Here is a 25,314-nt window from a genome sequence, read left to right as displayed (position 1 = left end):
TGTGGGCCCGTGTGGGCCGCGGGGCCCCGAACGCCCGGGGTCACCCTGCGCCATCAACGATCGTGCGGCCGGTTGGGAAACGGAGCCGTGGCGCCGCCTTGACGCGGCCGTTGACCGGTCAGAAGGGCGCGGTGCCGTAGTAGCGGCGGCAGGCGCGCAGCATGCCCTCGGCGGAGAGGGTGAAGACGTCGACGAACTCCTGCTGTTGCGGGGCGAGATGGCCGATGGCGACCACGCAGTCCCCGTCGGCGACGATGCGGACGATGTGGTGGCGGGTGCCGGGGGCGCGGGGGTGTTCCAGGTCGGCGCCGAGGGCGCCGCCGGAGTGCAGGAGGGAGCCGTAACCGTCCAGGTCGCCGGCGTCGAGGTAGTCGTAGGCGAGGCGCACGTGGTCGACGCCGGAGCCGGTGACGACGGGGCTGGGCGGGACCCGCCTGGCGTGCCCAGGGGTCATGGGAGTCCTTTCGTACCTGCCGCCCCCCGTGCAGGTGGCGGCAGGTCCACCGTGCGCCGAAGGCGCAACTCGGGGCTATCCCCGCCCTATCACCGGGCGGCTCGGGCACGCCGCGGGGAGGCGCTGGGCGCGACGCGGGAAGGACGCGGGGAGGGAGCGGGGAGGGCACAGAGGGGCCGAAATCAGCCATCACCGGTTCACCGCCACGAAATCTCCACACCATGGACAACCGGAGAGTTGTTCGGGAAGACTGACCCCCGCGCTCCTCCATCCACATTCAGGCGTGCCTCCAGCTGGGAGACTCATGACCGTTTCGCCCGGCGGGGTTCCGCACACCCCGGACACGGTGGTTTTCCGGATCCTCGGACCCTTACAGGTAACCGGCCAGGGCGGGCCGGTACGGATTCCGCCGGGCCGGCAGGAGGTCATCCTCGCCGCGCTGCTCCTTGAGGCGAACCGGGTGGTCAGCACCGACTACCTGGTCGATCTGATCTGGGACGACGAACCGCCCGACACCGCCCGGACGCAGGTGCAGATCTGCGTGTCGCGGCTGCGCAAGCTCTTCACGAAGGCGGAGATCGCCGCCGCCATCACCACGCGGCCGCCGGGGTACGTCCTCAAGACGGAGGGCGACCTCGTCGATGCGGCGGTGTTCTCCCGCCGGGTCACGGACGCGCGGGTGGTGGGCAAGCAGGGTGACCTGGCGGAGGCGGCGGAACTGCTGCGTGCGGCGGGTGAGTTGTGGCAGGGGGACTGCCTGAGCGGGGTGTCCAGCGAGACCCTGCGGAGCAAGGCGCTCCAGCTGGACGAGGAACGGCTCACGGCGGCTGAGGCCCGGATCGATCTGGAGCTCGACCTGGGACGCCACCACCAGCTGGTGGGTGAGATCCAGCTGCTGGTACGGGTCCACCCGCTGCGGGAACGGCTGCGCGGGCAGCTGATGCTGGCGCTGTACCGCTCGGGGCGCCAGGCGGAGGCGCTGGAGAGCTACCGGGTCGGGCGCGAGCTGATGATCGAGGAGCTCGGCCTGGAGCCTGGCGGCGAGCTGAGGCGCCTGGAATCGGCCATTCTCTCGGGCGACGTTCCCTCCGGGGGGAGGGGCGGGGGGTACGACGGCCCGTCGGGCGGTACCTACGCAGGCAGACCGGGGGGCAGATTCATCGCCCGTCCCGGGGGGGCGTTCCCGCCCGGGGGCGCGGGGCCGGACCACCCTCGGGGCCCCGCCGACGGCGGCCTGTTCCCCGGCCCGGCGGCCCCGGGATACGTCGGCCCGCCGGGCGGTGCGTTCACGGGCGCCCCCACAGGCACGTTCACCGACCTGCCGAACACACCCACTGGCGGGTACACCGGAACCGGGTCGGCCGGAGGGCACATGCCCGACGGCGGGTACCCCGCTCCGGGCTCGGCCGGGGGGCACACGCCTGGCGGCGCGTACGCCGGTCCAGGGCCTGCCGGGGCCCACCCCGGGGCCCGCACTCCTGACGGCGGCTACACCGGACCGGGGTCCTCCGGCGGACACGCGCCCGGCGGCAGCTACACCGGCCCGGCGACCGCCGGAGCCCACCCCGGGGCGCACGCGCCCGGCGAGGGTTACCCAGGCCCGGCGACCGCCGGGGCCCACCCCGGGGCGCACACGCCCGACAACGGTTACACCGGACCGGGATCGGCCGGCGGAGACGCGCCCGGCAGCAGCTACCCCGGCCCGGGGGCCGCCGGAGCTCACCCCGGGGGGCATACGCCCGACGGCGGTTACGCCGGACCGGGGTCGGCCGGCGGACACGCGCCCGGCGGCGGTTACCCCGGCCCGGGGGCCGCCGGGGCCCACCCCGGGGGGCATACCGCCAACGGCGCGAACGTCGGTGGGGGCTCGGGCGGAGGGCAGGGGTCCGGCGGCGGGTATACCGGGGGGCACCCGGGTGTCCCGGTCTGGGACGGAGGGCCGCTCCCCGGCCAGGGGGACCGCCCGCGGAGCGGTACCGCGGATGGCGGCGCACGCCGCGACGGGGCTCCGGCCTGGGTCGGCGGGGCGCAGGTCGGGCAGGGGGGCGGGGGCGGCCACTTCCCCGTACAGCCCGGGCAGGGGGCGGCGCGGGCTGCGGAGGGGTACAGGGAGGAGATCCCGCGGCAGCTGCCCGCCGACACCTCCGACTTCGTCGGAGACGAGGCGCGGATCACCGGGATCGAACGCACCCTGCTCGGTGAAGGCGGCCGGCGGGCCGTCGGGCTCGCGGTGATCGTGGGCAAGCCGGGCACCGGCAAGTCCACCCTCGCCACCCACATCGCGCACCGGCTCAGCGAAACCGCCTTCCCCGACGGGCAGTTGTACTGCGACCTGCGGGGAACGGGAACGCCCGCCACCTCCGCCGAGGTGCTCGGCCGGTTCCTGCGGGCCCTCGGTATTCCCGGGCCGGTGATCCCGGAGTCGCAGGACGAGCGCGCCGAGATGTACCGCACGCTCCTCGCGTCCCGCCGCGTCCTGGTGGTGCTCGACGACGCCGCCTCCGAGAGCCAGATCCGGCCGCTGCTGCCCGGCAGCAACACCTGCGCCGTGCTCGTCACCAGCCGGGTCCGGCTCACCGGGCTGCCCGGCGCGCACCGGGTCGAGCTCGACGTCATGGGCACCGGGCACGCGCTGGAACTGCTGGCCCGGGTAATCGGGGCGGACCGGATCGAGCGCGAGGGGGTGGCGGCCGAGGCGTTGGTCCGGACCGTGGGAGGGCTGCCGCTCGCCCTGCGGATCGTCGCGGCCCGGCTGGCCGCCCGCCCGCACTGGACGCTGGCCTCGATGGTGCACCGCCTCGCCAACGAACGGCACCGCCTCGACGAGCTGACCCACGGTGAGATGACCATGCGGGCCAGCCTCTCCCTCACCCACGACGGGCTCGCCCCGGAGGACCGCCGGCTGCTGCGGCTGCTGAGCCTCGCGCAGGGTCCGACGCTGCCGGGCTGGCTGGCCGGGGCCCTGCTCGACGACCAGCGCCCCTTCCCGTCCGACCTCCTCGAACCGCTGGTCGACGTACAGATGCTGGATGTCGTCGGGGTGGAGTCCACGGGCGGGTTCCGGTACCGCTTCCACGAGATCATCCGGGTCTTCGCGCGGGAGCAGCTCGCCGCGCACGACGAGCCGGCCGCCCAGTCGGCGGCGCTCGGCCGGATGATGGGCGGCTGGCTGTCCCTGGCCGAGCAGGCCCACCGGCGTATCTACGGCGGCGACTTCACCGTGCTGCACGGCACCGCACCGCGCTGGCAGCCGCCGGCCGCCTGCGTGGACGAGCTGCTGGTGGACCCGCTGGAGTGGCTCGACAGCGAGCACGCGAATCTGGTCCAGGCCGTCGAGCACGCGGCCCGGGAGCGGATGGACGAGCTGTGCTGGGATCTGGCCACGACCCTGGCGACCCTGTTCGAGGGGCGCGGCTACTTCGACGACTGGGAGCGTACGCACCAACTCGCCCTGGACTGCGTACGGTCGGCCGGCAACACCCGGGGCACGGCGGCCCTGCTCAGCTCGCTCGGGGTGCTCTACCTCGGCCGCAGCCAGCATGACGAGTCCCGTTCGGCGCTGTCCTCGGCCCTCGCCCTGTTCCAGGAACTGGGCGACCGGCAGGGGCTGGCGCTGTGCCACCGCGACCTGGCGCTGCTGGAGCGGATGCGGGGCAGCGAGGACCAGGCTCTCGTCCTGTACGACCGGGCGCTGCGGGATTTCGACGAGGTCGGTGACGTGGTGGGCCGGGCCATCGTCCTGACGCAGAGCGCGCACATCTGGATGCGGCGCGGACAGACCTCGGTCGCACAGAGCCGGCTGGACGAGGCCCTCGGAATCTACCGCTCGGTCGGGTACACGGGCGGCCAGGCCCGCACCCTGCGGCGGGCGGGGCAGCTGCAACAGGGCCAGGGTGAACACGAGCGTGCGGTACAGACGTTCACCGAGGTGCTGGAGCTGTGCCGGGACAGCGGGGACATCATCGGCGAGGGCCATCTGCTGCGGGACCTGGGGCACGCGCACGCCGAGATGGGGCGGGGCGAGGCGGCCCGGGGCTTCTACGCCCAGGCGCTGTCGGTGCGGGAGCAGATCATGGACCAGGGCGGGGCCGCGCTGGTACGGCTGGACCTGGCGCGGCTGCTGGCGGCGAGCGGCGGCAGCGGTGAGCGCTCCCGCTCCCGGGAGCTGCTGGAGACCGCGGTACGGGCCTTCCGCGACCGGCGGATGGAGCCCGAACTGGCGGAGGCGGAGCGGATGTTGGGCGCCCGGCTGCCGGAGGCCCGCGAGGCGTCCCGGCCGGAGGTTCGTGACACGTCCCGACCGGAGGCCCGCGAGGTGTCCCGGCCCGAGGCCCGTGACATGTCCCGCCCGGACGCGGCGGTGCGCGCACCGGGGGCGGAGACCGCCGCCGGGGTCTGACGGCCGTCCGGCTGCGGGGTCAGTCCCACGGGTTGGTGTCGGTGGAGGTGCTCGGCGCCGGGGTGGACTGGGGGGCGGTGGTGCCCGTGGTGGTGGGGGCGACCGGGCCGTCGGCCTGGGCGACCTGGGTGCCGAGCACGGCGGCCCCGGCGATGGCGGCGGTGACGAGGGCGGCGCGGAGGGCGTGGGCGATGCTCATGTCGGGGTCCCTTCGTCGGTGCGCTCCGGCTTTCCGGGGCGCTTCCTTCGTTCTGGACCTCACGTTAGGAACAGCGGGAATCCCCGGACCGGCCCCGCCCCTATCCCCGCGCTATCACGGGCGGGCGATAGCCGGGGATAGGACCTTCCGCCCGGCCCGGTTCGCCGGGTGATGCCGACGCGATAGCGCGCTGCCGACGATGAGGAACAGGAACCGGGCCGCAATCACCCCAGGCCCAGCCGTTCCCCACCACCCTCGCCGGGAGCGCTAAATGACTGCTCATGTGAACAGCCTGGCCGTGCACACCGCCCCTCTGCCGGAAACCTCCCAGGTGGGAGCACTGATACGGGCCCACCGGCTCCGTATCGGGCTCACCCAGCGGGAGTTGGCCGACCTTTCGACGATCAGCGTGCGGGCCATCCGCGATCTGGAGCAGGGCAAGGCGAGACGGCCCCGCCCCGACACGGTGCGGTTGATGGCCGACGCGCTGCGGCTGGGTCCGAGAGCCCGCGCCGCGCTGGAGGCGGCCGCGCAGCAGGGCCGGGCCACCGGCCCGGGGTGGGCGGAGCCGCCGGCGCCGCCGACCGCGCTGCACGCGATGGTCGGGCGGGCCGCCGAGGCGGCCGCGCTGGAACGGGAGCTCGCTTCGGGTGCGGAGCGGCTGGTCCATGTGGTGGGGCTGACCGGGGTGGGCAAGACACGGCTGGCGCTGGAGGTCGCCGAGCGGCTGCACGGGACCGGGATGCCCGTGCTGTGGCACGCCTTTCCCGGGGCGGCAGCCGACTATCTCGCCTCCGGTGAGGTGGAGTTGGCGGCCAGGGTGGCGGCCGCTGCAGCCGGCCTGTTCCCCGGCGCACAGGACCGGGGGGACACCGGGGGCGGCCGGGAGGACGCCGAGCCCGGCCGGGGGCACCCCGGCACCGGCCAGAGGGACGCCGGCACCGGCCGGGAGGACGCCGAGCCCGGCCGGGGGCACCCCAGCACCGGCCCGAGGGACGCCGGCACCGGCCCGAGGGACCCCGGCACCGGCCCGAGGCACGCCGGCACCGGCAAGGGGGACCCCCGGGAGGCCGGGGTCGGGGGGCTCGCCGAACTGCTCGCCGAGCAGCCCGCCGTGCTCGTGCTCGACGGCACCCCGGCCGGGCCGCCCCGGTTCGACCGGCTGACCGGGCTGCTGCGCACCTGCCCGGGGCTGCGGCTGCTGGTCACCTCCGATCAGCCGTGGGAGATACCCGGCGAGCGGATCTTCCTGCTGTCCCCCCTGGAGGTACCGGCCGAGGGTGTCGGCTCGCACACCGCCCCGGCCGATCCGGCGGCCCCGGCCGTACGGGTGTTCCTCGACCATGTCCGCCGGGTGCGCCCCGAGTTCAGCCCGGGCCCCGCCGACCTGGAACGGGCGGCGTGGATCTGCCGCCGGCTGGACGGGCATCCGGGGGCGCTGGCCGCCGCCGCGTCCTGGCTGGTGGTGTGCGATCTGGACGCCCTGTGCCACAGCCTCGACGGGGACCCGGTCGCCCTGCTCGACCACCTCGGGGGGGGATCCGGCGCCGAGCGTTTCCGCGGGGCGCTGTACGACCGGCTGGACCGGCTGCCGGCCGAGGCCCGGGAGCTGCTGGCCGCGCTCTGCGACGAGCGCGCCGGGGAGTCCTTCGAGCTCGCCGACATCACCGCGTTGACCGGTCTCGGCCTGCCGCAGTGCGGCCGCATGCTGCGCGAGCTGCTGATCAGCGGCACCGTCCGGGCCGCACACGAAGGCGGCAGCTCCCGCTTCCGGGTGCTGGGCCTGGTCCGGGCCGCTGCTGCCTACCGGGCCGCGGGCCGAACTGCACTGCACACAGCGGCAATTGCCGCCCGATAACTGCTTCCGGAGTGCCGGAACAACTGCCGCAGGCACCGTCGGCCCGCGGGTTGGATGACGTACGGCCGGACGAACGCCCAGCAGCACCCAATTCCGCGCCGCCACAGAAACGATTCCGAGGAGTCCCCGCATGTCCCCCAACGCGTCTGAACAGGACACCGCGCACGGGCCGGCCGCTGTGCGGCTGCCGCTGTCGGCGGCGCAGCGCGACATCTGGATGGCCCACGGACTGGATGCCTCGGGCTGCCGCTACAACATCGGGGAGTACCGGGAGATCCTCGGCGCCCTGGACCCGGCGCTGCTCACCCGCTGCTGGTACCAGCTGGCCCGCGAGGCGGACGCGCTGCGCATCCGCGGCACCGGTTCGGACGAGGACGGCGGCCTGTGGCAGCTGCTGTACGCCGAACCGGGCGAGCGGGAACTGGAGTTGGCCGACCTGAGCGACGAGGAGGAACCCGCCGCGGCGGCACGTGCGTGGATGCGGGCCGAGCTGGCGCGGCCGTTCGACCTGGTGGGCGGCTGGCTGACCCGGCACGTGCTGATCAGGGCGGGCCGCACCGAGGCCGGCGAGGAGCGGTGGTTCTACTTCCACGCCTTCCACCACCTCGCCATCGACGGCATGGGGGTGGCCCTGCTCGACCAGCGGCTGGTCGAGCTGTACGAGCGGGCGGCCGCCGGGGATCCCTGGGGGCCGAGTCCGTTCGGGGCGCTGGCCGACGTACTGGCCGAGGACGCGGAGTACCGGGCCTCGGACGCGGCCCGGGCCGATCGGGAGCACTGGGCCGCTCACCTGGCGGGGCTGCCGCAGACGCCCCGCCTGGGCGAGGGCCGGACCGGCCGCGCGGCGCCGGGCGGGACGCCCTCCGGGGAGCTGCCGTTCACGCGGCGCACCGTGGTCCTCCCGCCGGCCCGCGCGGACCGGCTGCGGGAGGTGGCCCGGGCGCACCGGGCGCCGTGGACGATGCTGGTGATAGCGCTGGTCGGGGCGTACGTGCACCGGGCCGGCGGAACCGGCGAGCCGGTCCTGGGCCTGCCGGTGACCGGGCGGCGGACGGAGCTCGCGCGGTGCACACCGGGCATGCTGTCGAACGTCATCCCGCTGCGGGTGCCGGTGGCGGCCGACGGGACACTGGCCGAGCTGCTGGCCTCGGTGGTCGCGGAGACCCGGCAGGGGCTCAAGCACCAGCGCACCCGGTACGAGGACATGTGCCGCGACCTGGGCCTGGGTGAGGCGGAGCGGCGGATCACGGCTCCGCTGGTCAACATCATGGCGTTCACGCCGGGCATGCGCTTCTGCGGTCTGCCGACCACCCAGTACAACCTGAGTAACGGCCCGGTGGAGGACCTGGCGGTCGGGGTGTACGACCTCGGGCCGGAGGGCGGGCTGCGGATCGACTTCGACGCGGCGCCGGACGTGTGTGACATCGCGGCGGTCGCCGGGCACCAGGACCGGTTCGTACGGTTCGTGGAGGCGGCCCTCGAAGGGGTGGAACGGCCCCTTTCCGAACTGGAGTTGTTGGGTGAGGACGAGCGTCGGCAGGTGCTGGAGGAGTGGACGGGCAGCCGGGCCGAGATCGGCGAGGCGGCAACGCTGGCGGACCGCTTCGAGGAGCAGGTGCTCCTACGGCCGCAGGCGCGGGCGGTCGTGTTCGGCGGGCAGGAGCTCTCGTACGCGGAGCTCAACGCCCGCGCCAACCGGCTCGCCCGGCATCTCATCGAACAGGGCCTGGGCCGGGGCGACTTGGCGGGGGTCCTGCTGGACCGCGGCATCGAGTTCGCGGTCGTCCTGCTGGCCGTCGTCAAAACGGGAGCGGGATATGCGCTGCTGGACCCGGAGTTCCCCGACGAACGGCTGACCGGCACGGCGGCCGAGGCGGGGCTGCGGTTGGTGGTGACCGACAGCGGGCACCGGGAGCGGATCGACGGCCCGTGGGCGACGGTGCTGGTGGACGCCGAGAGGGAAGCAGTCGCCATCGCCGGGCGGGATCCCGGCAACCTCGGTGTGGTACTGACCCCGGCGGATGTGGCGTGCGTGATGTTCACCTCCGGGTCGACGGGACGGCCGAAGGGGATCCTGTCCTCGCACCGGAACCTGGTCTCCACGGTCACCGCCCAGACCTACGCGGCCTTCGGGCCGGAGGAAACCTTCCTCCAGTGCTCACCCGTCTCCTGGGACGCCTTCAGCCTGGAGTTCTGGGGAGCACTGCTCCACGGCGGAAGCACCGTTCTCCAACCGGGCCAGCGCCCCGAGCCGGCGCTCGTCGCCGCGCTCGCCCAGGAGCACGGGGTGACCATGCTCCAGCTCTCCTCCAGCCTCTTCAACTACCTCACCGACGAGCACCCCGACACCTTCACCACCACCCGCATCGTCTACACCGGCGGCGAACCCGCCTCCCCCACCCATGTCCACCGCCTCCACCAGCTTCACCCCGGCCTGACCATCACCAACGGCTACGGCCCCGCCGAATCTATGGGCTTCACCACCACCCACACCATCGAACCCAGCGAGGAGGTCCCGGGCACGGTCTCCATCGGCCGGCCGCTCACCAACAAGCACGCCTATGTGCTGGACGCGCGTCTGCGCCCCACCCCGCCCGCTGTCACCGGGGAGCTCTACCTCACCGGCGACGGACTCGCCCACGGCTACCTCGCCCAACCCGCCACCACCGCGACCCACTTCGTCCCCAACCCCTACGGCCCGCCCGGCACCCGCCTCTACCGCACCGGCGACCAGGCCCACTGGGACACCCACGGCAACCTCCACTACACCGGCCGAACGGACTCGCAGATCAAGATCCGTGGCTTCCGCGTCGAACCCACCGAGATCGAGACCGTCCTCACCACCCACCCCGACATCACCCAGGCTGCCGTCGTCCACGCCGACCAGCAGCTGACCGCCTACGTCACCACCGCCCCCGGTGTCCCCCTCAGTCCCGCCGCCCTCAAGGCCTGGCTGCGCGAGCGGCTGCCCGAGCACATGGTCCCCGCGCGGTTCGCCGTCCTCGGCCGGCTGCCGCTCACCCCCAACGGGAAGATCGACAAGCGCGCCCTGCCCGCCGTCGAGCTGCCCCTGACCAGCGGAGGCCGCCAGCCGCGTACCGAGCTGGAGGAGATCGTGCGGACCCTGGTCAGCGAGGTCCTCGGCTCCCCGGCCCCGCTGTCCATCGACGACAGCTTCTTCGACCACGGCGGCCATTCCCTCCTCGCCGCCCGCCTGACCAGCCGTATCCGCTCCACCCTTGCTGTCTCCCTCACCCTGCGCGACGTCTTCCAGCACCCCACCCCGGCCGCCCTCGCCCGCCGGATCGCCGCCGTCTCCGGCCGGCCCGTCCTGCCGCCGCTCACCCGGGCCGAGCCGAGGCCCGATCGGCTCCCGCTGTCCTTCGCCCAGCAGCGGCTCTGGCTCGTCTCCGGGCTTGAGGCGCACGGGACCTCGTACAACGTCCCGATGGCGGTACGGCTGGAGGGCGAGCCGGACATCGAGGCGCTGCGCGCCGCCTTCGCCGACCTCGTGGCCCGCCACGAGCCGCTGCGGACGCGGTTCACCACCGTCGGCGGTGACCCGTACCAGCTCGTCAGCCCCGCCACTGAAACCGTCGCCTTCGAGCTCCGGACGGTCGAGCCCGGCGGACTCGAAGCAGAACTGCTCGCCGCTGCCCGGCACTCGTTCGATCTGGCGGCCGAACACCCCCTGCGCGTCACGCTGTTCCGTAGCGGGGATGCTCAGTACACCCTGCTGATCCTGCTGCACCACATCGCCACCGACGGGCAGTCGCTGCGTCCGCTCTTCGACGACCTGTCCTGCGCCTACTCCGCCCGGCTGGCGGGCGGCTCCTGCGATTGGTCTCCGCTGCCGGTGCAGTACGCCGACTACGCGCTCTGGCAGCGCTCGGCGCTCGCCGGCCGGCCGCTGGAGGAACACCTCGCCTACTGGAAGACGGTGCTGGCCGATCTGCCGGAGGAGCTCGGGCTGCTCCACGACCGGCCGCGTCCGCCGGTCGCCGGTCAGCGGGGCGGGGTGGTCCGGGTGGACTTCGGGCCCGAGCTGCACAAGCGGGTGGTGGAGCTGGCGCGCGCCGAACGCTGCACGCCGTTCATGGTGCTCCAGGCGGCGCTGGCCACGACCTTGACCCGGCTGGGGGCGGGGACGGACATCCCGCTCGGCTCGCCGGTCGCCGGGCGGGCGGACGAGGCGCTGTCGGGGCTGGTGGGCTTCTTCGTCAACACCCTGGTGCTGCGCACCGACACCTCCGGGAATCCGAGCTTCCGCGAGCTGCTGGGCCGGGTGCGGGCCGCTGATCTGGATGCCTTCGCCCATCAGGACGCCCCGTTCGACCTGGTCCTGGAGGCGGTGAACCCGGCCCGGTCCCTCGCCCGGCACCCGCTGTTCCAGGTGTGCCTGGCGCTGGAGTCCGGCCCCGCCGCCGGGCCCGCCCTCCCCGGTCTGCGTGCCGGAGCCGCCGAGCCGCTCGCGACGGGGGCCGTCAAGTTCGACCTGGAGTTCCTTCTGCACGCCGAGGAGGACACCGGCCTGACCGGGGCGGTGCTCTACAGCTCCGACCTGTACGAGCACTCCACCGTCGAGCGGATGGCCGGCATGCTGCGGCGCACGCTGGAGCAGGCGGTGGCCGGGCCGGAGCTGCCGCTCTCGCAGCTGGAGTTGTTGGGTGAGGGCGAGCGTCGGCAGGTGCTGGAGGAGTGGACGGGCAGCCGGGCCGAGATCGGCGAGGCGGCAACGCTGGCGGACCGCTTCGAGGAGCAGGTGCTCCTACGGCCGCAGGCGCGGGCGGTCGTGTTCGGCGGGCAGGAGCTCTCCTACGCGGAGCTCAACGCCCGCGCCAACCGGCTCGCCCGGCATCTCATCGAACAGGACTTGGGCCGGGGCGACTTGGCGGGGATCCTGCTGGACCGCGGCATCGACTTCGCGGTCGCCCTGCTGGCCGTCGTCAAAACGGGCGCGGGATATGCGCTGCTGGACCCGGAGTTCCCCGACGAACGGCTGACCGGCACGGCGCGGGATGCCTCGATCGGCGTCCTCGTCACCGACACCCGGCACGCCGCGCGGGTGGACGGCCCCTGGCCGACCGTCCTGGTCGACACCCACCGGGACCTGATCACCGCCCGCGATCCCGGGAACCTCGGTGTCGCGCTGACCCCGGCGGATGTGGCGTGCGTGATGTTCACCTCCGGGTCGACGGGACGGCCGAAGGGGATCCTGTCCTCGCACCGGAACCTGGTCTCCACGGTCACCGCCCAGACCTACGCGAGCTTCGGGCCGGAGGAAACCTTCCTCCAGTGCTCACCCGTCTCCTGGGACGCCTTCAGCCTGGAGTTCTGGGGAGCACTGCTCCACGGCGGAAGCACCGTTCTCCAACCGGGCCAGCGCCCCGATCCCGCCCTTGTCGCCGCGCTCGCCCCGCAATGGGGCGTCACCATGCTCCAGCTCTCCTCCAGCCTCTTCAACTACCTCACCGACGAGCACCCCGACACCTTCACCACCACCCGCATCGTCTACACCGGCGGCGAACCCGCCTCCCCCACCCACGTCCACCGCCTCCACCAGCTCCACCCCGGCCTGACCATCACCAACGGCTACGGCCCCGCCGAATCCATGGGCTTCACCACCACCCACACCATCGAGCCCACGGCCGAGCCCACCGCCACCGTCTCGATCGGCCGGCCGCTCACCAACAAGCACGCCTACATCCTCGACGCCCACCTCGCGCCGGCACCTCCCGGCACCACAGGCGAGCTCTACCTCACCGGCGACGGACTCGCCCACGGCTACCTCGCCCAACCCGCCACCACCGCCACCCACTTCGTCCCCAACCCCTACGGCCCGCCCGGATCCCGCCTCTACCGCACCGGCGACCAGGCCCACTGGGACACCCACGGCAACCTCCACTACACCGGCCGCACCGACACCCAGATCAAGATCCGCGGCTTCCGCATCGAACCCACCGAGATCGAGACCGTCCTCACCAGCCACCCCGACATCACCCAGGCCACCCTCGCGACCCACCCCGACCACCACAGCACCCCGCAGCTCACGGCCTACCTGGTGACGGCCGATCCCGAACTGGCCCCCCAGGACGTCCGTCTCTGGCTGCGCACGCTCCTCCCCGACCACATGATCCCGGCGTTCGTGATCACGCTCGACCGGCTGCCCCTCACCCCCAACGGGAAGATCGACAAGCGCGCCCTGCCCGCCCCCCAGGCGGTGACGACGGCCGGCGGACGTGCCCCGCGCACAGCGCTGGAGGAGTCGGTGCGCACGTACTTCAGCGAGGCCCTGAACACGCCCTCGCCACTGTCCATCGACGACAACTTCTTCGACCAGGGCGGCCACTCCCTCCTAGCCGCCCGCCTCACCAGCCGCATCAGTACCACCCTCGGCGTCGCCCTCACCCTCCGCGACGTCTTCCAGCACCCCACCCCCGCCACCCTCGCCCAGCACATCGAGAACCGGCGGCGGTCCGACGCCCCTTCGCCCCGGCGGGCCAGGCCCGCCCTGCGCCGGCGCACCCCCGACCAGGAACGGAGTTCCTCATGAGCAACGACCAGTACCCGGCCTTCACCCCCGCGCCCGACGACGTGGTCTGGGACCTCCCCGGCCAAGGCCCGCAGCGCGTCTCGCTGCTGGTCCTCCCGCACGCCGGCGGCAACGCCCACGCCTACGCGGAGTGGCGCCAGTACCTCCCGGACGACGTACGGCTGCTCATCGGCCAGTACCCGGGCCGCGGTGCCCGCTTCGCCGAGGAGCTGCCGCGCGGGATCGCCGACCTGGCCGGGCCGGTCGCGGCCGCCCTGCCCGCCGGGGCCACGGAGGACCTAGTGGTGCTCGGGCACAGCATGGGCTCGCTCGTCGCCTTCGAGGTGGTACGAATCCTCCAGGCGGCCGGCCGCACCCCCCGGGCGCTCGTCGCCTCGGCCTGCCGGGCGCCGTTCCTCGCCAACCCGTGCGCCGTGTACCCGCAGCTGCTGGACGACGACGAGCTGGTCGCCGCCATCAAGGAGCGCGGCGGCACCGACGACGGCATCCTCGACGAGCCCGAGCTGCGCGAGATCATCATCCCTTCCATCCGAGCCGACTTCGCCATCGACGACGTCTACCGCTGCGAGGAGTCCGAAGCCCGGGTGGACTGCCCGGTGACGGTGATCGGCGGCGACGCCGACCCGGTCGCGCCGGCCGCCTCGCTGGGCCGCTGGGCGCAGATCACCGACCACGCGTTCACCTCGTACGTCCTGCCGGGCGGCCACTTCTACTTCCAGCAGCAGCTGCCGGAGTTCTTCGCCGTGCTGGCCTCGGCCGTCAGCGGGCACGCCACCGCCACCGCCCCGGCCGCCGCCTGACCCTTCCCCGGCCGGCCCCTTCCTCCGCTCGCCCCCTTCCTCCGCTCGCCCCCTTCCTCCGCTCGCCCCCTTCCCCGCTCGACTCCGCACCCTCCTGAGGACCTTCCATGACCACATTCGCAGCTGACGCCCCCGCCGAGACCGGAGTCACCCCGGTCCGCGAGCCCGGCAAGCCCGTCATCGTCCACACCCCGGCCGGCGCCGACCTGGAGACGTCCGTCGCCTGGCTGGCCGCCCACCGCGCCGAGATCCAGGCCGAGTTGCACCGCTCGGGCGCCGTACTGCTGCGCGGCCTGCCCGTCGAGGACGCCGCGAGCTTCGCCGCCGCCCGTGACGCGCTGATCCAGCGGCGGGCCGGCTACAAGGAGAAAGCCACCCCGCGCACCGACTTCGGCGAGGGCGTGTTCTCCTCCACCGACCTCCCGGCGGTCCAGCCGATCCGGCTGCACAACGAGAACAGCTACACACTCGACTTCCCCGGCGTCCTGCTGTTCGGCTGTGTGATCGCCCCCGAGGAAGGCGGCGCCACCACCGTCGGCGATATGCGCGAGGCCCTGCGGCTGCTGCCACCGGAGCTCGTCGAGCGGTTCGCACGGGCCGGCTGGCTGCTGGTGCGGAACTACTCGGAGCTGGCCGGCCTGCCCTGGTACAAGACGTTCGCGACCGAGGACAAGGCGGTGGCGGAGGCCTACTGCGAGGAGAACACCGTCGGCTACGAATGGCTCGACGACGACTCGATGATCACCCGTCAGCGCCGGTCGGCGATCGTCACGCACCCCGTGACGGGCGAGAAGACCTGGTTCAACCACTTCGCCTTCTGGAACAGCCGCACCCTCGACGCCGACATCCGCGAAGTCCTGCTGGACACGTACGGGGAGGACGGGCTGCCGTTCAACACCTACCTGGGCGACGGCACCCGGCTCACCGGCGCCGAGGTCGACGCGATCAACGCCGTCTACGACCGGGTGACCGTACGCGAGACCTGGCAGCGGGGCGACCTGATGATCGTCGACAACATCCTGTGCGCGCACGGCCGCGAGGCCTACAAGGGCGACCGGAAGATCCTCGTCGCCATGGGCGAGCCGGTCGCACTGGCCGACTGCTCCCCCGAGTCCCAGCCGTCCACCACCGTTTTCGCCGGGGAGTGACCACGATGACCGCCGTACTTCCCGAGCGTCCCCGTACGTACGAGGCCCCGCGCGCCTCCACCGATCTGCTGGAGCGCCTCGCGCTCGCCCCCGCCGGGCGGACCGCCGTCGTCGCGGGCGACCGCGAACTGACCTTCGGCGCGCTGCGCGCCGAGGCGATGCGCATCGCCGGCCGGCTCACCGCCCGCGGGATAGGGCCGGAGAGCGTGGTCGCGCTGTGCCTGCCGCGCGGCGCCGACCTGGTGGCCGCCCTGATCGGCACGCTGACCGCGGGGGCCGCCTACCTCCCCGTGGACCCGAAGCTGCCCGCCGAGCGGCGCCGCTACCTGGTCGAGGACGCGGGCGCCGACCTAGTGGTCACCGCGGATCCCGCCGCCGGGCCGCTCGCGCCGGGCGTGGAGCACCTGGCGGTGGCCGAACTGACCGCGCCGGACGGGACGGAGCGTGCCTTCTCCCCCGTGCCCGTGCCCGCCGGCACCCTCGCCTACGTCATCTACACCTCCGGGTCCACCGGCCGCCCCAAGGGCGTCGAGATCGGCCGGGGGGCCGCCGCCGCGCTGCTGGCCGAGCTGGAGGACGCGGGCATCGCCGTCACCGAGGCCGGACGGGTCGGCTGGAACGCCTCGCCGTCCTTCGACGCCTCCGTGCAGCAATGGGTGCGGGTCTGCCGGGGCGACACCCTGGTGATGATCGACGAGGAGACCCGCGCGGACCCGGCCCTGCTGGCCCGGCTGGTCGACGAGCAGGCACTGACCGACCTGGACATCACCCCCTCGCACGCCGATGCGCTGCTGGACCTGCTCACCGCCGACGGCGGACCGCGCCCGCTGACCCTGCTCGTCGGCGGCGAGGCGATCAGCCCGGCGCTGTGGCGGCGGCTCGGGGAGCGCGGCGCGGCGGGGGTGCTGCGCACGGTGAACCTGTACGGGCCCACCGAGTGCACCGTGGACGCCACCGCGGGCTGGGTCGGCCCGGGCGACGGCCCGCACATCGGCAGTGTGCTGCCCGGGCTGCGGATGCGGGTGCTGGACGGAAAGCTGAACCCGGTGGACGCCGGCGAGAGCGGCGAGCTGTATCTGGCGGGCCCCCGCGTGGGCCGCGGCTACCGGCGCCGGCCGGGGCTGACGGCGGAGCGGTTTGTGGCGGACACGGCCGGCTCCGGCGGCCGGATGTACCGGACGGGCGACCTCGTACGACTGCTGCCCGACGGCCGGCTCGGGTACCTCGGCCGGGCCGACGGGCAGGTCAAGCTGCGCGGGCACCGGATCGAACTCCCGGAGATCGAGGCAGTGTTGGCGGCGCAGCCGGGTGTCGCGGAGGCGGCGGTGGTCCTGCGGGACGACGTCCACGGGGCGCCGGGTCTGGTCGCGTATTACCGCGCGGTCCCCGGACCGGGCTCCGCGCCCGCGCTCGGGCCGGGCTCCGAGCCCGCGCCGCCCGGGCCCGGCTCAGCGCCGGGCTCCGTCACCGAGTCCGCGCTGCGCGATTCCCTCGCGGCCGCCCTGCCCGCCTACATGGTGCCGGCGGCCTTCGTGGCCCTGGACCGCTTCCCGACCACGACGAACGGCAAGCTGGACCGCCCCGCGCTGCCTGCCCCGGCCGCCACCCCGGTGACCGTGCCCGCCGGCGAGGCCACGGCCGGAATGACCCGCTCGCAGGAGCTGGTCGCGGGCGTCTGGGCGACCGTACTCGGTGCCTCGCACATCGGCCTCGACGACAACTTCTTCAAGCTGGGCGGGCATTCACTGCTCGCGATCAAGCTGGTGTCGCGGGTCCGCGCCGAACTGGCCGTTGCCCTCCCGGTAAAGGCCGTTTACGCCAACCCCCGGCTGCGGGACCTCGCCGCCCACATCGACACGCTCGTCGAGGCGACCGCCGCGGCGGCGGCCGCCGAACGCCAGGACGGATAAAGGACATGACCGTGATCCCGTTGTCGTTCGCCCAGCGGCGGCTGTGGTTCCTGGGCCGGCTGCACGGCCCGTCGGCCGTCTACAACGCGCCCGTCGTCCTGCACCTCGACGCGGAGGCCGACACCGAGGCGCTCGGTGCGGCCCTGGCCGATGTGGTGGAGCGGCACGAGGTGCTGCGCACCGTGCTGCCGGCCGGGGCCGACGGGGAGCCGTACCAGCGGGTGCTGGACGCGGCCGCCGTCCCCGGGCTGGCCACTGTGGAGTGCGCGGCGGACGAGCGGGACACGGCCGTCGGCGCATTCGTACGGCAGGCGATCGACATCACCGCCGAACCGCCCTTGCGAGCCCGGCTGTTCACCTCCGGTGACCGGACCCCGGTACTGGTGCTCCTGATCCATCATGTGGCCACCGACGGGTGGTCCGTACGACCGCTGCTGCGCGATCTGCGCGAGGCGTACGAGGCCCGGCTGGCCGGGCGGGGCCCCGGCTGGGAACCGCTGCCCGTGCAGTACACGGACTACAGCCTGTGGCAGCACGAGCTGCTCGGTGACCCCGCCGACCCGGACAGCCTGGCCCGGGAGCAGCTGGAGCACTGGCGGGCCGCCCTGGCCGGCGCCCCGGCGGTGATCGGCCTGCCAGCCGACCGGCCGCGCCCGGCGGAGCCCTCGGGGCGGGGCGCCGCGGTGACCGCGCGCCTCGACGCGGCGGCGCACAGCGGGCTGCTCACCCTGGCCCGGAGCCACCGGGCGAGCCTGACCATGGTGGCCCGCGCCGCGCTGGCGGCGGCCCTCGGCGCGGCCGGGGCGGGCGAGGACGTGGTCATCGGCGCGCCGGTCGCGGGGCGCCCCGACGAGGACCTGTACGAACTCGTCGGGTTCTTCGTCAACTCCCTCGCCCTGCGCACCGACCTGTCGGGCGATCCGGCCGTCGGGGAGCTGCTGGACCGGGTCCGGGAGGCGGACCTGGCGGCGTACGAGCACCAGGAGCTGCCCTTCGACCTGCTGGTGGAGCACCTCGCCCCGGAGCGGGCGCTCGGCCACCACCCCTTCTTCCAGGTGATGCTGACCGTGGACGCGGGCGGCGAGGGCGCCGCTCCCGTGACGCTGGGCGGCGGGATCGGCGGCCGCCTCGCGGAAGTCGCCCTGGACGCCGCCAAGTTCGATCTGACCTGGTACTGCGCGGAGCGGCACACCGCGGACGGCCGGCCGGACGGGATCGATATCGCCCTCCAGTACGCGGCAGACCTGTTCGACGAGGACACCGCGCGGCTGCTGCTGGCGGTGTACGCGCGGGCCCTGGAGGGTTTCGCCGCCGATCCGTCGCGGCGGCTGGGCGAGCTCGGGCTGGTGACGGCCGGGGAGGCCGAGGCGCTGGCGGGGCGGCGCGAGCGGCTGGCTTCCACCGCGGTGACGGCCGAAGCCGCCGCCGGGCCGGTGCGGCGCGATGTCCTGTCGCCGCGGGAGGAGATCCTGTGCGGGCTGTTCGCGGAGGTGCTGAACCGGGAGACGGTCGCCGCCGACGCCAACTTCTTCCGCAACGGCGGGCATTCACTGCTAGCGAGCAAGCTCGTCAACCGGATCCGCGGCGCGCTCGGCCTGGAACTCGGCATCCGGGACCTGTTCCTGGCGCCGACTCCGACCGCCCTGCACCGGCGTCTCGGCGAACTCGGCGGCGCGGCCGCGACCAGGCCCCCGCTGACCGCCGTACCTGCCGCGGAGCGGCCCGAGCGGATCCCGCTGTCCGCGGCGCAGCGGGCGCTGTGGCTGGTCGGCCGGATCGAGGGCCCCTCGGCCACCTACAACGCGCCGCTGGTGCTGCGCCTGGACGGGGTCCCCGAGCGGGAAGCGCTGGCGGCCGCGCTGGGCGACGTACTGGAGCGGCACGAGGTGCTGCGCACCGTGTACGGGGCCGAGGGCGGGGAGCCGTACCAGCGGGTGCTGCCTGCGGGCGGGGAGCTGCTGGATGTGGCCACGTGCACGCCGCGGGCGCTGGACGGACTGGTCGCCGGATTCGGCCGGGAGGTCTTCGACCTGGCTGCCCAACTACCCTTGCGCGCACGGCTGTTTCTTCGGGGGGACGGCAGTTCGGTGCTGGTGCTGCTGGTGCACCACATCGCCACCGACGGCTGGTCGGTCGCCCCGCTGCTGCGGGACCTGGGCGAGGCGTACGAGGCCCGGCGCGCGGGCCGGGGCCCGCGGTGGCGGGCGCTGCCGGTGCAGTACGCCGACTACGCGCTCTGGCAGCGCGAGCTGCTGGCCGAGCCGGCCGCGGCCGGGCTGCTGGACCACTGGAGGGCCGCCCTGGACGGGCTGCCGGCCCGTACCGCGCTGCCCGTCGACCGTCCCAGGCCCGCCGAGCCCTCGGGCCGTGGGGCCACCCTGTCGGCCGGGCTGGACGCGCAGGCGCACCGGGCACTGGCGGCACTGGCACGCGGGCGGCGGGCCAGCCTGTTCATGGTGGCCCGGTCGGCGCTGGCGGCGGCCCTGTCGGCCACGGGCGCCGGGGAGGACCTGGCGATCGGGACGCCGGTGGCGGGCCGGCCCGACCAGGATCTGCACGATCTCGTGGGCTGCTTCGTCAACTCCCTCGTGCTGCGGGCGGATCTGGCCGGGGACCCGTCGGTCGGCGAGCTGGTCGACCGGGTACGGGACGCGGATCTGGCCGCTTTCGACCATCAGGACCTGCCATTCGACGTACTGGTGGAGAAGCTGGCCGAGCCGGACTGCGGCCGGGCACTGGGCGAACACCCTTTCTTCCAGGTCATGTTGACCGTGCAGGAGGCGGCCGACGACCGGGTGCGGCTCGGCGGCATCGCGGGGCGTGCCACGAGCACCGACCTGGGCGCCGCCAAGTTCGACCTCAGCTTCCACTGCGCGGAGCGCCGGGGCGCGGACGGTGGGCCGGGCGGCCTGGACGTGCACGTGCAGTACGCGCAGGACCTGTTCGACGCGGGGACGGCGCGGCTACTGCTGGAGGTGTACGTACGGGCGCTGCGCGCGTTCGCCGGCTCCTCGGAGTCCCGGCTGGGCGAGCTGGCGCTGGTGACGGCGGAGGAGGAGCGGGGGCTGGCGGAGCGGCGGGCCCGGCTGGCGGCGGCCGCGGAAAAGCCGGCGGAGGCCCCCCGCACCCCGGTGGGGCTCTCCCCGCGGGAGGAGATCCTGTGCGGGCTGTTCGCGGAGGTGCTGAACCGCGAGGCGGTCGCCGCCGACGCCAACTTCTTCAAGTCCGGCGGGCATTCACTGCTGGCCAGCAAGCTCGTCAACCGGATCCGGGCCGTGCTGGGGGTGGAGGCGGGGATCCGGGACCTGTTCCTGGCTCCGACGCCGGCCGCCCTGCACCGGCGGCTGGGCACGGCGTCCGGTCGGTCCCGGCCCGCGCTGGTCTCCGTACCGCGGCGGCCGGAGCGGATCCCGCTGTCGTACGCGCAACGGCGGCTGTGGTTCCTCGACCAGCTGGAGGGGCCGTCCGCGGCGTACAACATCGCGCTGGTGCGCCGGCTGGAGCGGCCGCTGGATCCGGCCGCGCTGTCGGGGGCGCTGGCGGATGTCGCCGAACGCCACGAGGTACTGCGCACGGTGTACGGGACCGAGGGCGGGGAGCCGTACCAGCGGGTGCTGGAAGGGGCCCGGCCGCAGCTGGAGCTGGCCCAGCCGGCCGATGTGGCGGCAGCGGTGGACGAGGCCGCCGGGCACGTCTTCGACCTGACGCGGGACCTGCCGCTGCGGGCCTGGCTGTTCCTGCCGGACGGCGAGGGGCCGCAGACGCTGGTGCTGCTCCTCCACCACATCGCGGCGGACGGCTGGTCCACCGGGCCGCTGCTCGCCGACCTGGGCACGGCGTACGAGGCGCGGCTGGCGGGGCGGGAGGCGCGGTGGTCGCCGCTGCCGGTCCAGTACGCGGACTACACCCTGTGGCAGCGGCAGCTGCTGGCGGACGCGGACGGTGAACTCGCCCACTGGCGAGGGGCGTTGGCGGGACTTCCGCCGCTGATCGACCTGCCGACGGACCGGCGGCGGCCAGCCGAGCCCTCGGGCCGGGGCGCGGTCACCGGCTTCGAGGTGGCTGCGGACACCCACCGGCGGCTGACCCGGATCGCGCACGCCCACGGCGCCACCCTGTTCATGGTGGTGCAGGCGGCGCTGGCGGCGGCCCTGACCCGGCTCGGCGCGGGCACGGACCTCGCCCTGGGCACCACGGTCGCGGGCCGTGCGGACGACGCACTGTCCGGGCTGGTCGGGTTCTTCGTGAACACGCTGGTGCTGCGTACCGGGACGGCCGGGGACCCGACGTTCGTGGAGTTGCTGGGCCGGGTACGGGAGGCGGACCTGGCGGCGTACGCACACCAGGACCTGCCGTTCGACCGGCTCGTCGAGCACCTGAACCCGCACCGGTCCTCGGCACACCATCCGCTGGTGCAGGTGATGCTCCAGGTGAACCCGGCGGCGGGCGGCGTGCCCGACGGCGGTGCGCTGGCGGGCACGGAGCTGGCGTACGGCTCCCGGCACGCCAAGTCGGACCTCACGTTCGCCCTGACCGAGAACCCGGACGGCGGGCTCGCCGGCGTACTGGAGTACGCGACCGACCTGTACGGGCCGTCGGGGGCCGCCCGCCTGGCCGGGCTGCTGGTGTCGGCGCTCGAGCTGTTCGCCGCCGACCCCACGCTGCGGGTCGGGGACCTGGCGGCGCCGGCCGACCGGCGGGGCGAGCGTCCCCTGGTGGGCGGCTACCGGATCGACCTGTCGCACGTATCGGAGGTGCTGTCGGAGCACCCGTCGGTGACGCGGGCGCGGGCGCGGGTGGTGGACGGCCGCCTGGTCGCGTTCGCGGAGGGCGCGTTCGCAGAGGGCGCAGAGGCGGACCTCCAGGCCTGGGCGGCGGACCGGCTCCCGGAGTACGCGGTCCCGACGGCGGTGACCCTTCCGGCGGCCCCGGCCGAGGGCCCGGCCGAGGGCCCGGCCGAGGTCCCGGCCGAGGTCCCGGCGTCCGGTGTGGACGACGGGCTGGCCGCCACTGTGCTCCGGCTCTTCGCGGAGGTCCTGGAGCGCGGGCGGATCGGCCCGGACGACAATTTCTTCAAGGCCGGCGGGCACTCGCTGCTGGCGGTGCGGCTGGTGAACCGGGTCCGGGCGGAGCTGGGCCGCGAACTGACCCTCCGTGAGGTTTTCCGCAACCCGACCCCGGCCAAGCTCGCCGCCCTCCTGTCGGCGGCCCCGGCCGTGGCGCCGGTCCCCGCCCTGCGCCGCCGCACCCGTGGAGGCACCCCGGTCCGGCAGCCGTAGGAGCCACGCCGACCGGGGCGGCACCCGGAAACCCGCACGAGTGAGCGGCCCGACTCCGGTTGGGCCGTTCAGTCGTTTTGGTGAGCAATCGTCAGATAACGATATGTAACTTCATTGTGTTCACGTTCCTTGCGGCGGACCCCGCCGCGGCACCCGCAGGAAAATGAGGTCCCCGATGAGGCGCATGCAGCGAAGCGACGAGGACGATTCCCCGCCCGGGCGGGGAAGACGCCTGGTCTGGCGGCGGCTGGCCGTCCTCGTCGTCGCCCCGCTGCTGGCCCTCGCGGGCGCCTCCGCGACCGCCCAGGGCATCTGGGTGACCGTCGCACCCATGCCCACCCCGCGCGCCGGCCTGGCCGGGGCGGCGGCGGAGTGCCCGGACGGGCTGTACGGCACATGTGTGTACGTCGCCGGCGGCGCGAAGTTCGAGGCGTACCGCCCCGCCTCCACCACCTGGAGCACGCTGCCGCCGTTGAAGACGCCCCGTGACAGCGTCGCGTCCGCGACGGCGCCCTGTCCGGGCGACGGGCATGGCGACTGCGTCTACGCCTTCGGCGGTGTGTCCGGCGGCCCGTCCCTGGCCACCGCGGAGGCGTACGGCACCCAGACCAACACCTGGCTGACCCTGCCCCCGATGCCGGCCGGCGGCCGCCAGTCCGCTGCCGCGGCGACGGCGCCGTGTGCGGAGGGGCTGGGACTGCGGGGGACGTGCGTGTACGTCTTCGGCGGCCGCAACACCGCCCTCCCCGGGCCCAGCCAAATCCTGAACCTGGTGGAGGCCTACAGTCCGGCCACCAACACCTGGGCAACCGTGACACCCATGCAGACCCCCCGGGTCGGCCATGGCGGCGCGGCCGCACCCTGCCCCGCGGGCCTGGGGCTCCGGGGCACCTGCGTCTACGCCGTCGCCTCGGGCGCCTTCGGCGTCAACGCCAGCCAGTCGGTGGAGGTGTACAGCCCCCTCCTCAACCAATGGATGGACGCGCCCGACATCCCGACCGGGCGCAACTTCCTTGCCGCGGCGACGGCGCCCTGCCCGGAGGGCATGACCGACGGGTGTGTGTACGCCCTGGGAGGCCGCAGCGAAACCGGCGCCACCCTGACCACGGTCGAGGCCTACAGCCCGGTCACCAACGCGTGGACGACGATGCCCCCGATGCCCACACCCCACCGGAGCCTGGCCGGGGCCGCGGCGCCGTGTCCGAGGCATCGGGAGAACCGGTGTGTGTATGCCATCGGCGGACTCGTCGACAGCGGCCCGAACCCCACGGACACAGCCGAGGCCTTCGCGATCGAGCGCGCGGAACGGTGGACCGGCGGTGCCCTGACCCACCCCCCGCAGGGGTGAGCGGTCCATCGCCCGGTTGAGCCGTTCAGTCGTCACGATGGGCGACAGTCGTCTGACTGTATGTAATTTCATCGTGCCAGACCCCCCGGAATTCAGAAAAGAGGTCCCCGATGAGGCGCATGCAGCGAAGTGATCAGGACGAGTCGCCGCCCGGGCGTGCGAGGCGGCGGGGCTGGCGACGGCTCGCCGGCCTCGCCGCCGCCCCGCTGCTGGCCCTGTCGGCCGTCTCCGCGACCGCCCAGGGCGTCTGGGTGACCGCACCCTCCATGCCGACACCGCGTGCCTTCATCGGGGGCGCGGCGGCGCACTGCCCCGAGGGGCTCCACGGCAGATGCGTGTACGCCGTCGGCACCGAGAACGTTCTGGAGGCGTACAGTCCCGCCACCAACGTGTGGGCCAGGCTGCCGCAGCTGAAGACCGGCCGCCACGACCTCGCGTCGACGACGGCGCCCTGTCCCCGGGGTGTGGAGGGCGACTGCGTCTACGCCGTCGGAGGCGCGACCGGCGCTGTCGGCGCTGCCGGCGAGACGGTCCTGAAGACCGCGGAGGCGTACAGCACGCGGACCAACGCCTGGCTGACCCTGCCCCCGATGCTGACCGCCCGCACCGGCGCGAGGGCCGCCACGGCGCCGTGCGTCGAGGGACAGGGGCTGGGTCTGCGGGGGACGTGTGTATACGTCTTCGGCGGCAACCCCGGCGGGCGGGCAGCAGCTGTGGTCACGCCCCTGAACACGGTGGAGGCGTACAGCCCGGCGACCAACACCTGGGCCACGCTGCCGACGCTGAAGTACGCGCGCTACGACCACGGGGGCGCGGCCGCACCCTGCCCCAGCGGACTGGGTCTGCGGGGCATCTGCGTCTACGCCATCGGCGGAACCGGCGCCTCGGACCCGTCGCTCAGCTCGGTGGAGGTGTTCAGCCCCCTCCTCGACGCATGGGTGGACGGGCCCGACATGCCGACCGGCCGCTCCGCTCTGGCCGCGTCGACGGCGCCCTGCCCCGAGGGCATGAGCGATGGCTGTGTGTACGCCGTGGGAGGTTCCGACACCGCCGTCCTGGGCACCTTCGAGGCGTACACCCCGGTCACCAACGGATGGGTGACGCTGCCCTCCCTGCCCACGCCCCGCCGGGGACTCGGCGCGGCCACCGCGCCGTGCCCGAAGGTCCAGCAGAGCAGCTGCGTCTACGCGTTCGGCGGGAACGCCACGCTGACCGATGCCGTCACGGGTACGACCGAGGCCTTCGGGATCGAACGCCCGCCGCAGCAGCCGGGCGGCGTCCAGCGGCCCGACCCGCAGCAGAACCCCGGCACGGGCCAGAACCCCGGCACGGGCCAGAACCCCGGCACGGGCCAGAACCCCGGCAC

At 74.2% G+C, this 25,314-nt stretch carries 11 protein-coding genes; 9 read left to right on the top strand and 2 right to left on the bottom strand.

From position 1 onward, the window contains the following. Positions 1-118 precede the first annotated feature (118 nt). Complete coding sequence (locus J7I97_RS21855) at positions 119-454, bottom strand: nuclear transport factor 2 family protein (protein WP_214937476.1); 336 nt, start codon at positions 452-454, stop codon at positions 119-121. 304 nt (positions 455-758) lie between these two features. Here J7I97_RS21855 and J7I97_RS38730 point away from each other — a divergent pair, with 304 nt between their 5' ends. Continuing rightward, complete coding sequence (locus J7I97_RS38730; RefSeq protein ID WP_251059050.1) at positions 759-4,853, top strand: BTAD domain-containing putative transcriptional regulator; 4,095 nt, start codon at positions 759-761, stop codon at positions 4,851-4,853. A 19-nt stretch (positions 4,854-4,872) separates the two neighbouring features. Here J7I97_RS38730 and J7I97_RS21840 read toward each other — a convergent pair whose 3' ends face one another. Beyond that, the gene (locus J7I97_RS21840) at positions 4,873-5,052 is read right to left on the bottom strand and encodes a hypothetical protein (protein ID WP_214937474.1); all 180 of its coding nucleotides are present in this window, start codon (positions 5,050-5,052) and stop codon (positions 4,873-4,875) included. A gap of 271 nt (positions 5,053-5,323) precedes the next feature. Here J7I97_RS21840 and J7I97_RS39620 point away from each other — a divergent pair, with 271 nt between their 5' ends. From J7I97_RS39620 to J7I97_RS21795, 8 genes are all read left to right on the top strand, one after another. Continuing rightward, complete coding sequence (locus J7I97_RS39620; protein WP_285441168.1) at positions 5,324-6,910, top strand: helix-turn-helix domain-containing protein; 1,587 nt, start codon at positions 5,324-5,326, stop codon at positions 6,908-6,910. Positions 6,911-7,040: 130 nt separating this feature from the next. Beyond that, complete coding sequence (locus J7I97_RS39615; protein ID WP_214937472.1) at positions 7,041-13,463, top strand: non-ribosomal peptide synthetase; 6,423 nt, start codon at positions 7,041-7,043, stop codon at positions 13,461-13,463. Continuing rightward, positions 13,460-14,263 carry a thioesterase II family protein gene (locus J7I97_RS21825; RefSeq protein ID WP_214937470.1) on the top strand — a complete coding sequence of 268 codons (804 nt, stop codon included), beginning with the start codon at positions 13,460-13,462 and terminating at the stop codon, positions 14,261-14,263. Before J7I97_RS39615 ends, J7I97_RS21825 begins: the two co-directional genes overlap by 4 nt. A gap of 107 nt (positions 14,264-14,370) precedes the next feature. Then, positions 14,371-15,411 carry a TauD/TfdA family dioxygenase gene (locus J7I97_RS21820; RefSeq protein WP_214937468.1) on the top strand — a complete coding sequence of 347 codons (1,041 nt, stop codon included), beginning with the start codon at positions 14,371-14,373 and terminating at the stop codon, positions 15,409-15,411. A 5-nt stretch (positions 15,412-15,416) separates the two neighbouring features. Next, positions 15,417-17,321, top strand: coding sequence for a non-ribosomal peptide synthetase (locus J7I97_RS21815; RefSeq protein ID WP_214937466.1), 1,905 nt, complete (start codon positions 15,417-15,419; stop codon positions 17,319-17,321). A gap of 5 nt (positions 17,322-17,326) precedes the next feature. Further along, positions 17,327-22,600, top strand: a complete 5,274-nt coding sequence (locus J7I97_RS21805) for a condensation domain-containing protein (RefSeq protein WP_251059048.1) — start codon at positions 17,327-17,329, stop codon at positions 22,598-22,600. A gap of 184 nt (positions 22,601-22,784) precedes the next feature. Continuing rightward, positions 22,785-23,948 (top strand): kelch repeat-containing protein, encoded by a 1,164-nt coding sequence (locus J7I97_RS21800; RefSeq protein ID WP_214937464.1) that lies wholly within the window; start codon positions 22,785-22,787, stop codon positions 23,946-23,948. A 119-nt stretch (positions 23,949-24,067) separates the two neighbouring features. Beyond that, positions 24,068-25,314 (top strand): kelch repeat-containing protein (locus J7I97_RS21795; RefSeq protein WP_214937462.1); only part of this gene is annotated, 1,247 nt, incomplete at its 3' end.

The organism is Streptomyces sp. ISL-87 (genome assembly GCF_018614095.1).
Lineage (GTDB): Bacteria > Actinomycetota > Actinomycetes > Streptomycetales > Streptomycetaceae > Streptomyces.
Note: the sequence above shows the minus strand (reverse complement) of the source record. Positions and strands in the feature narration are given on the sequence as shown.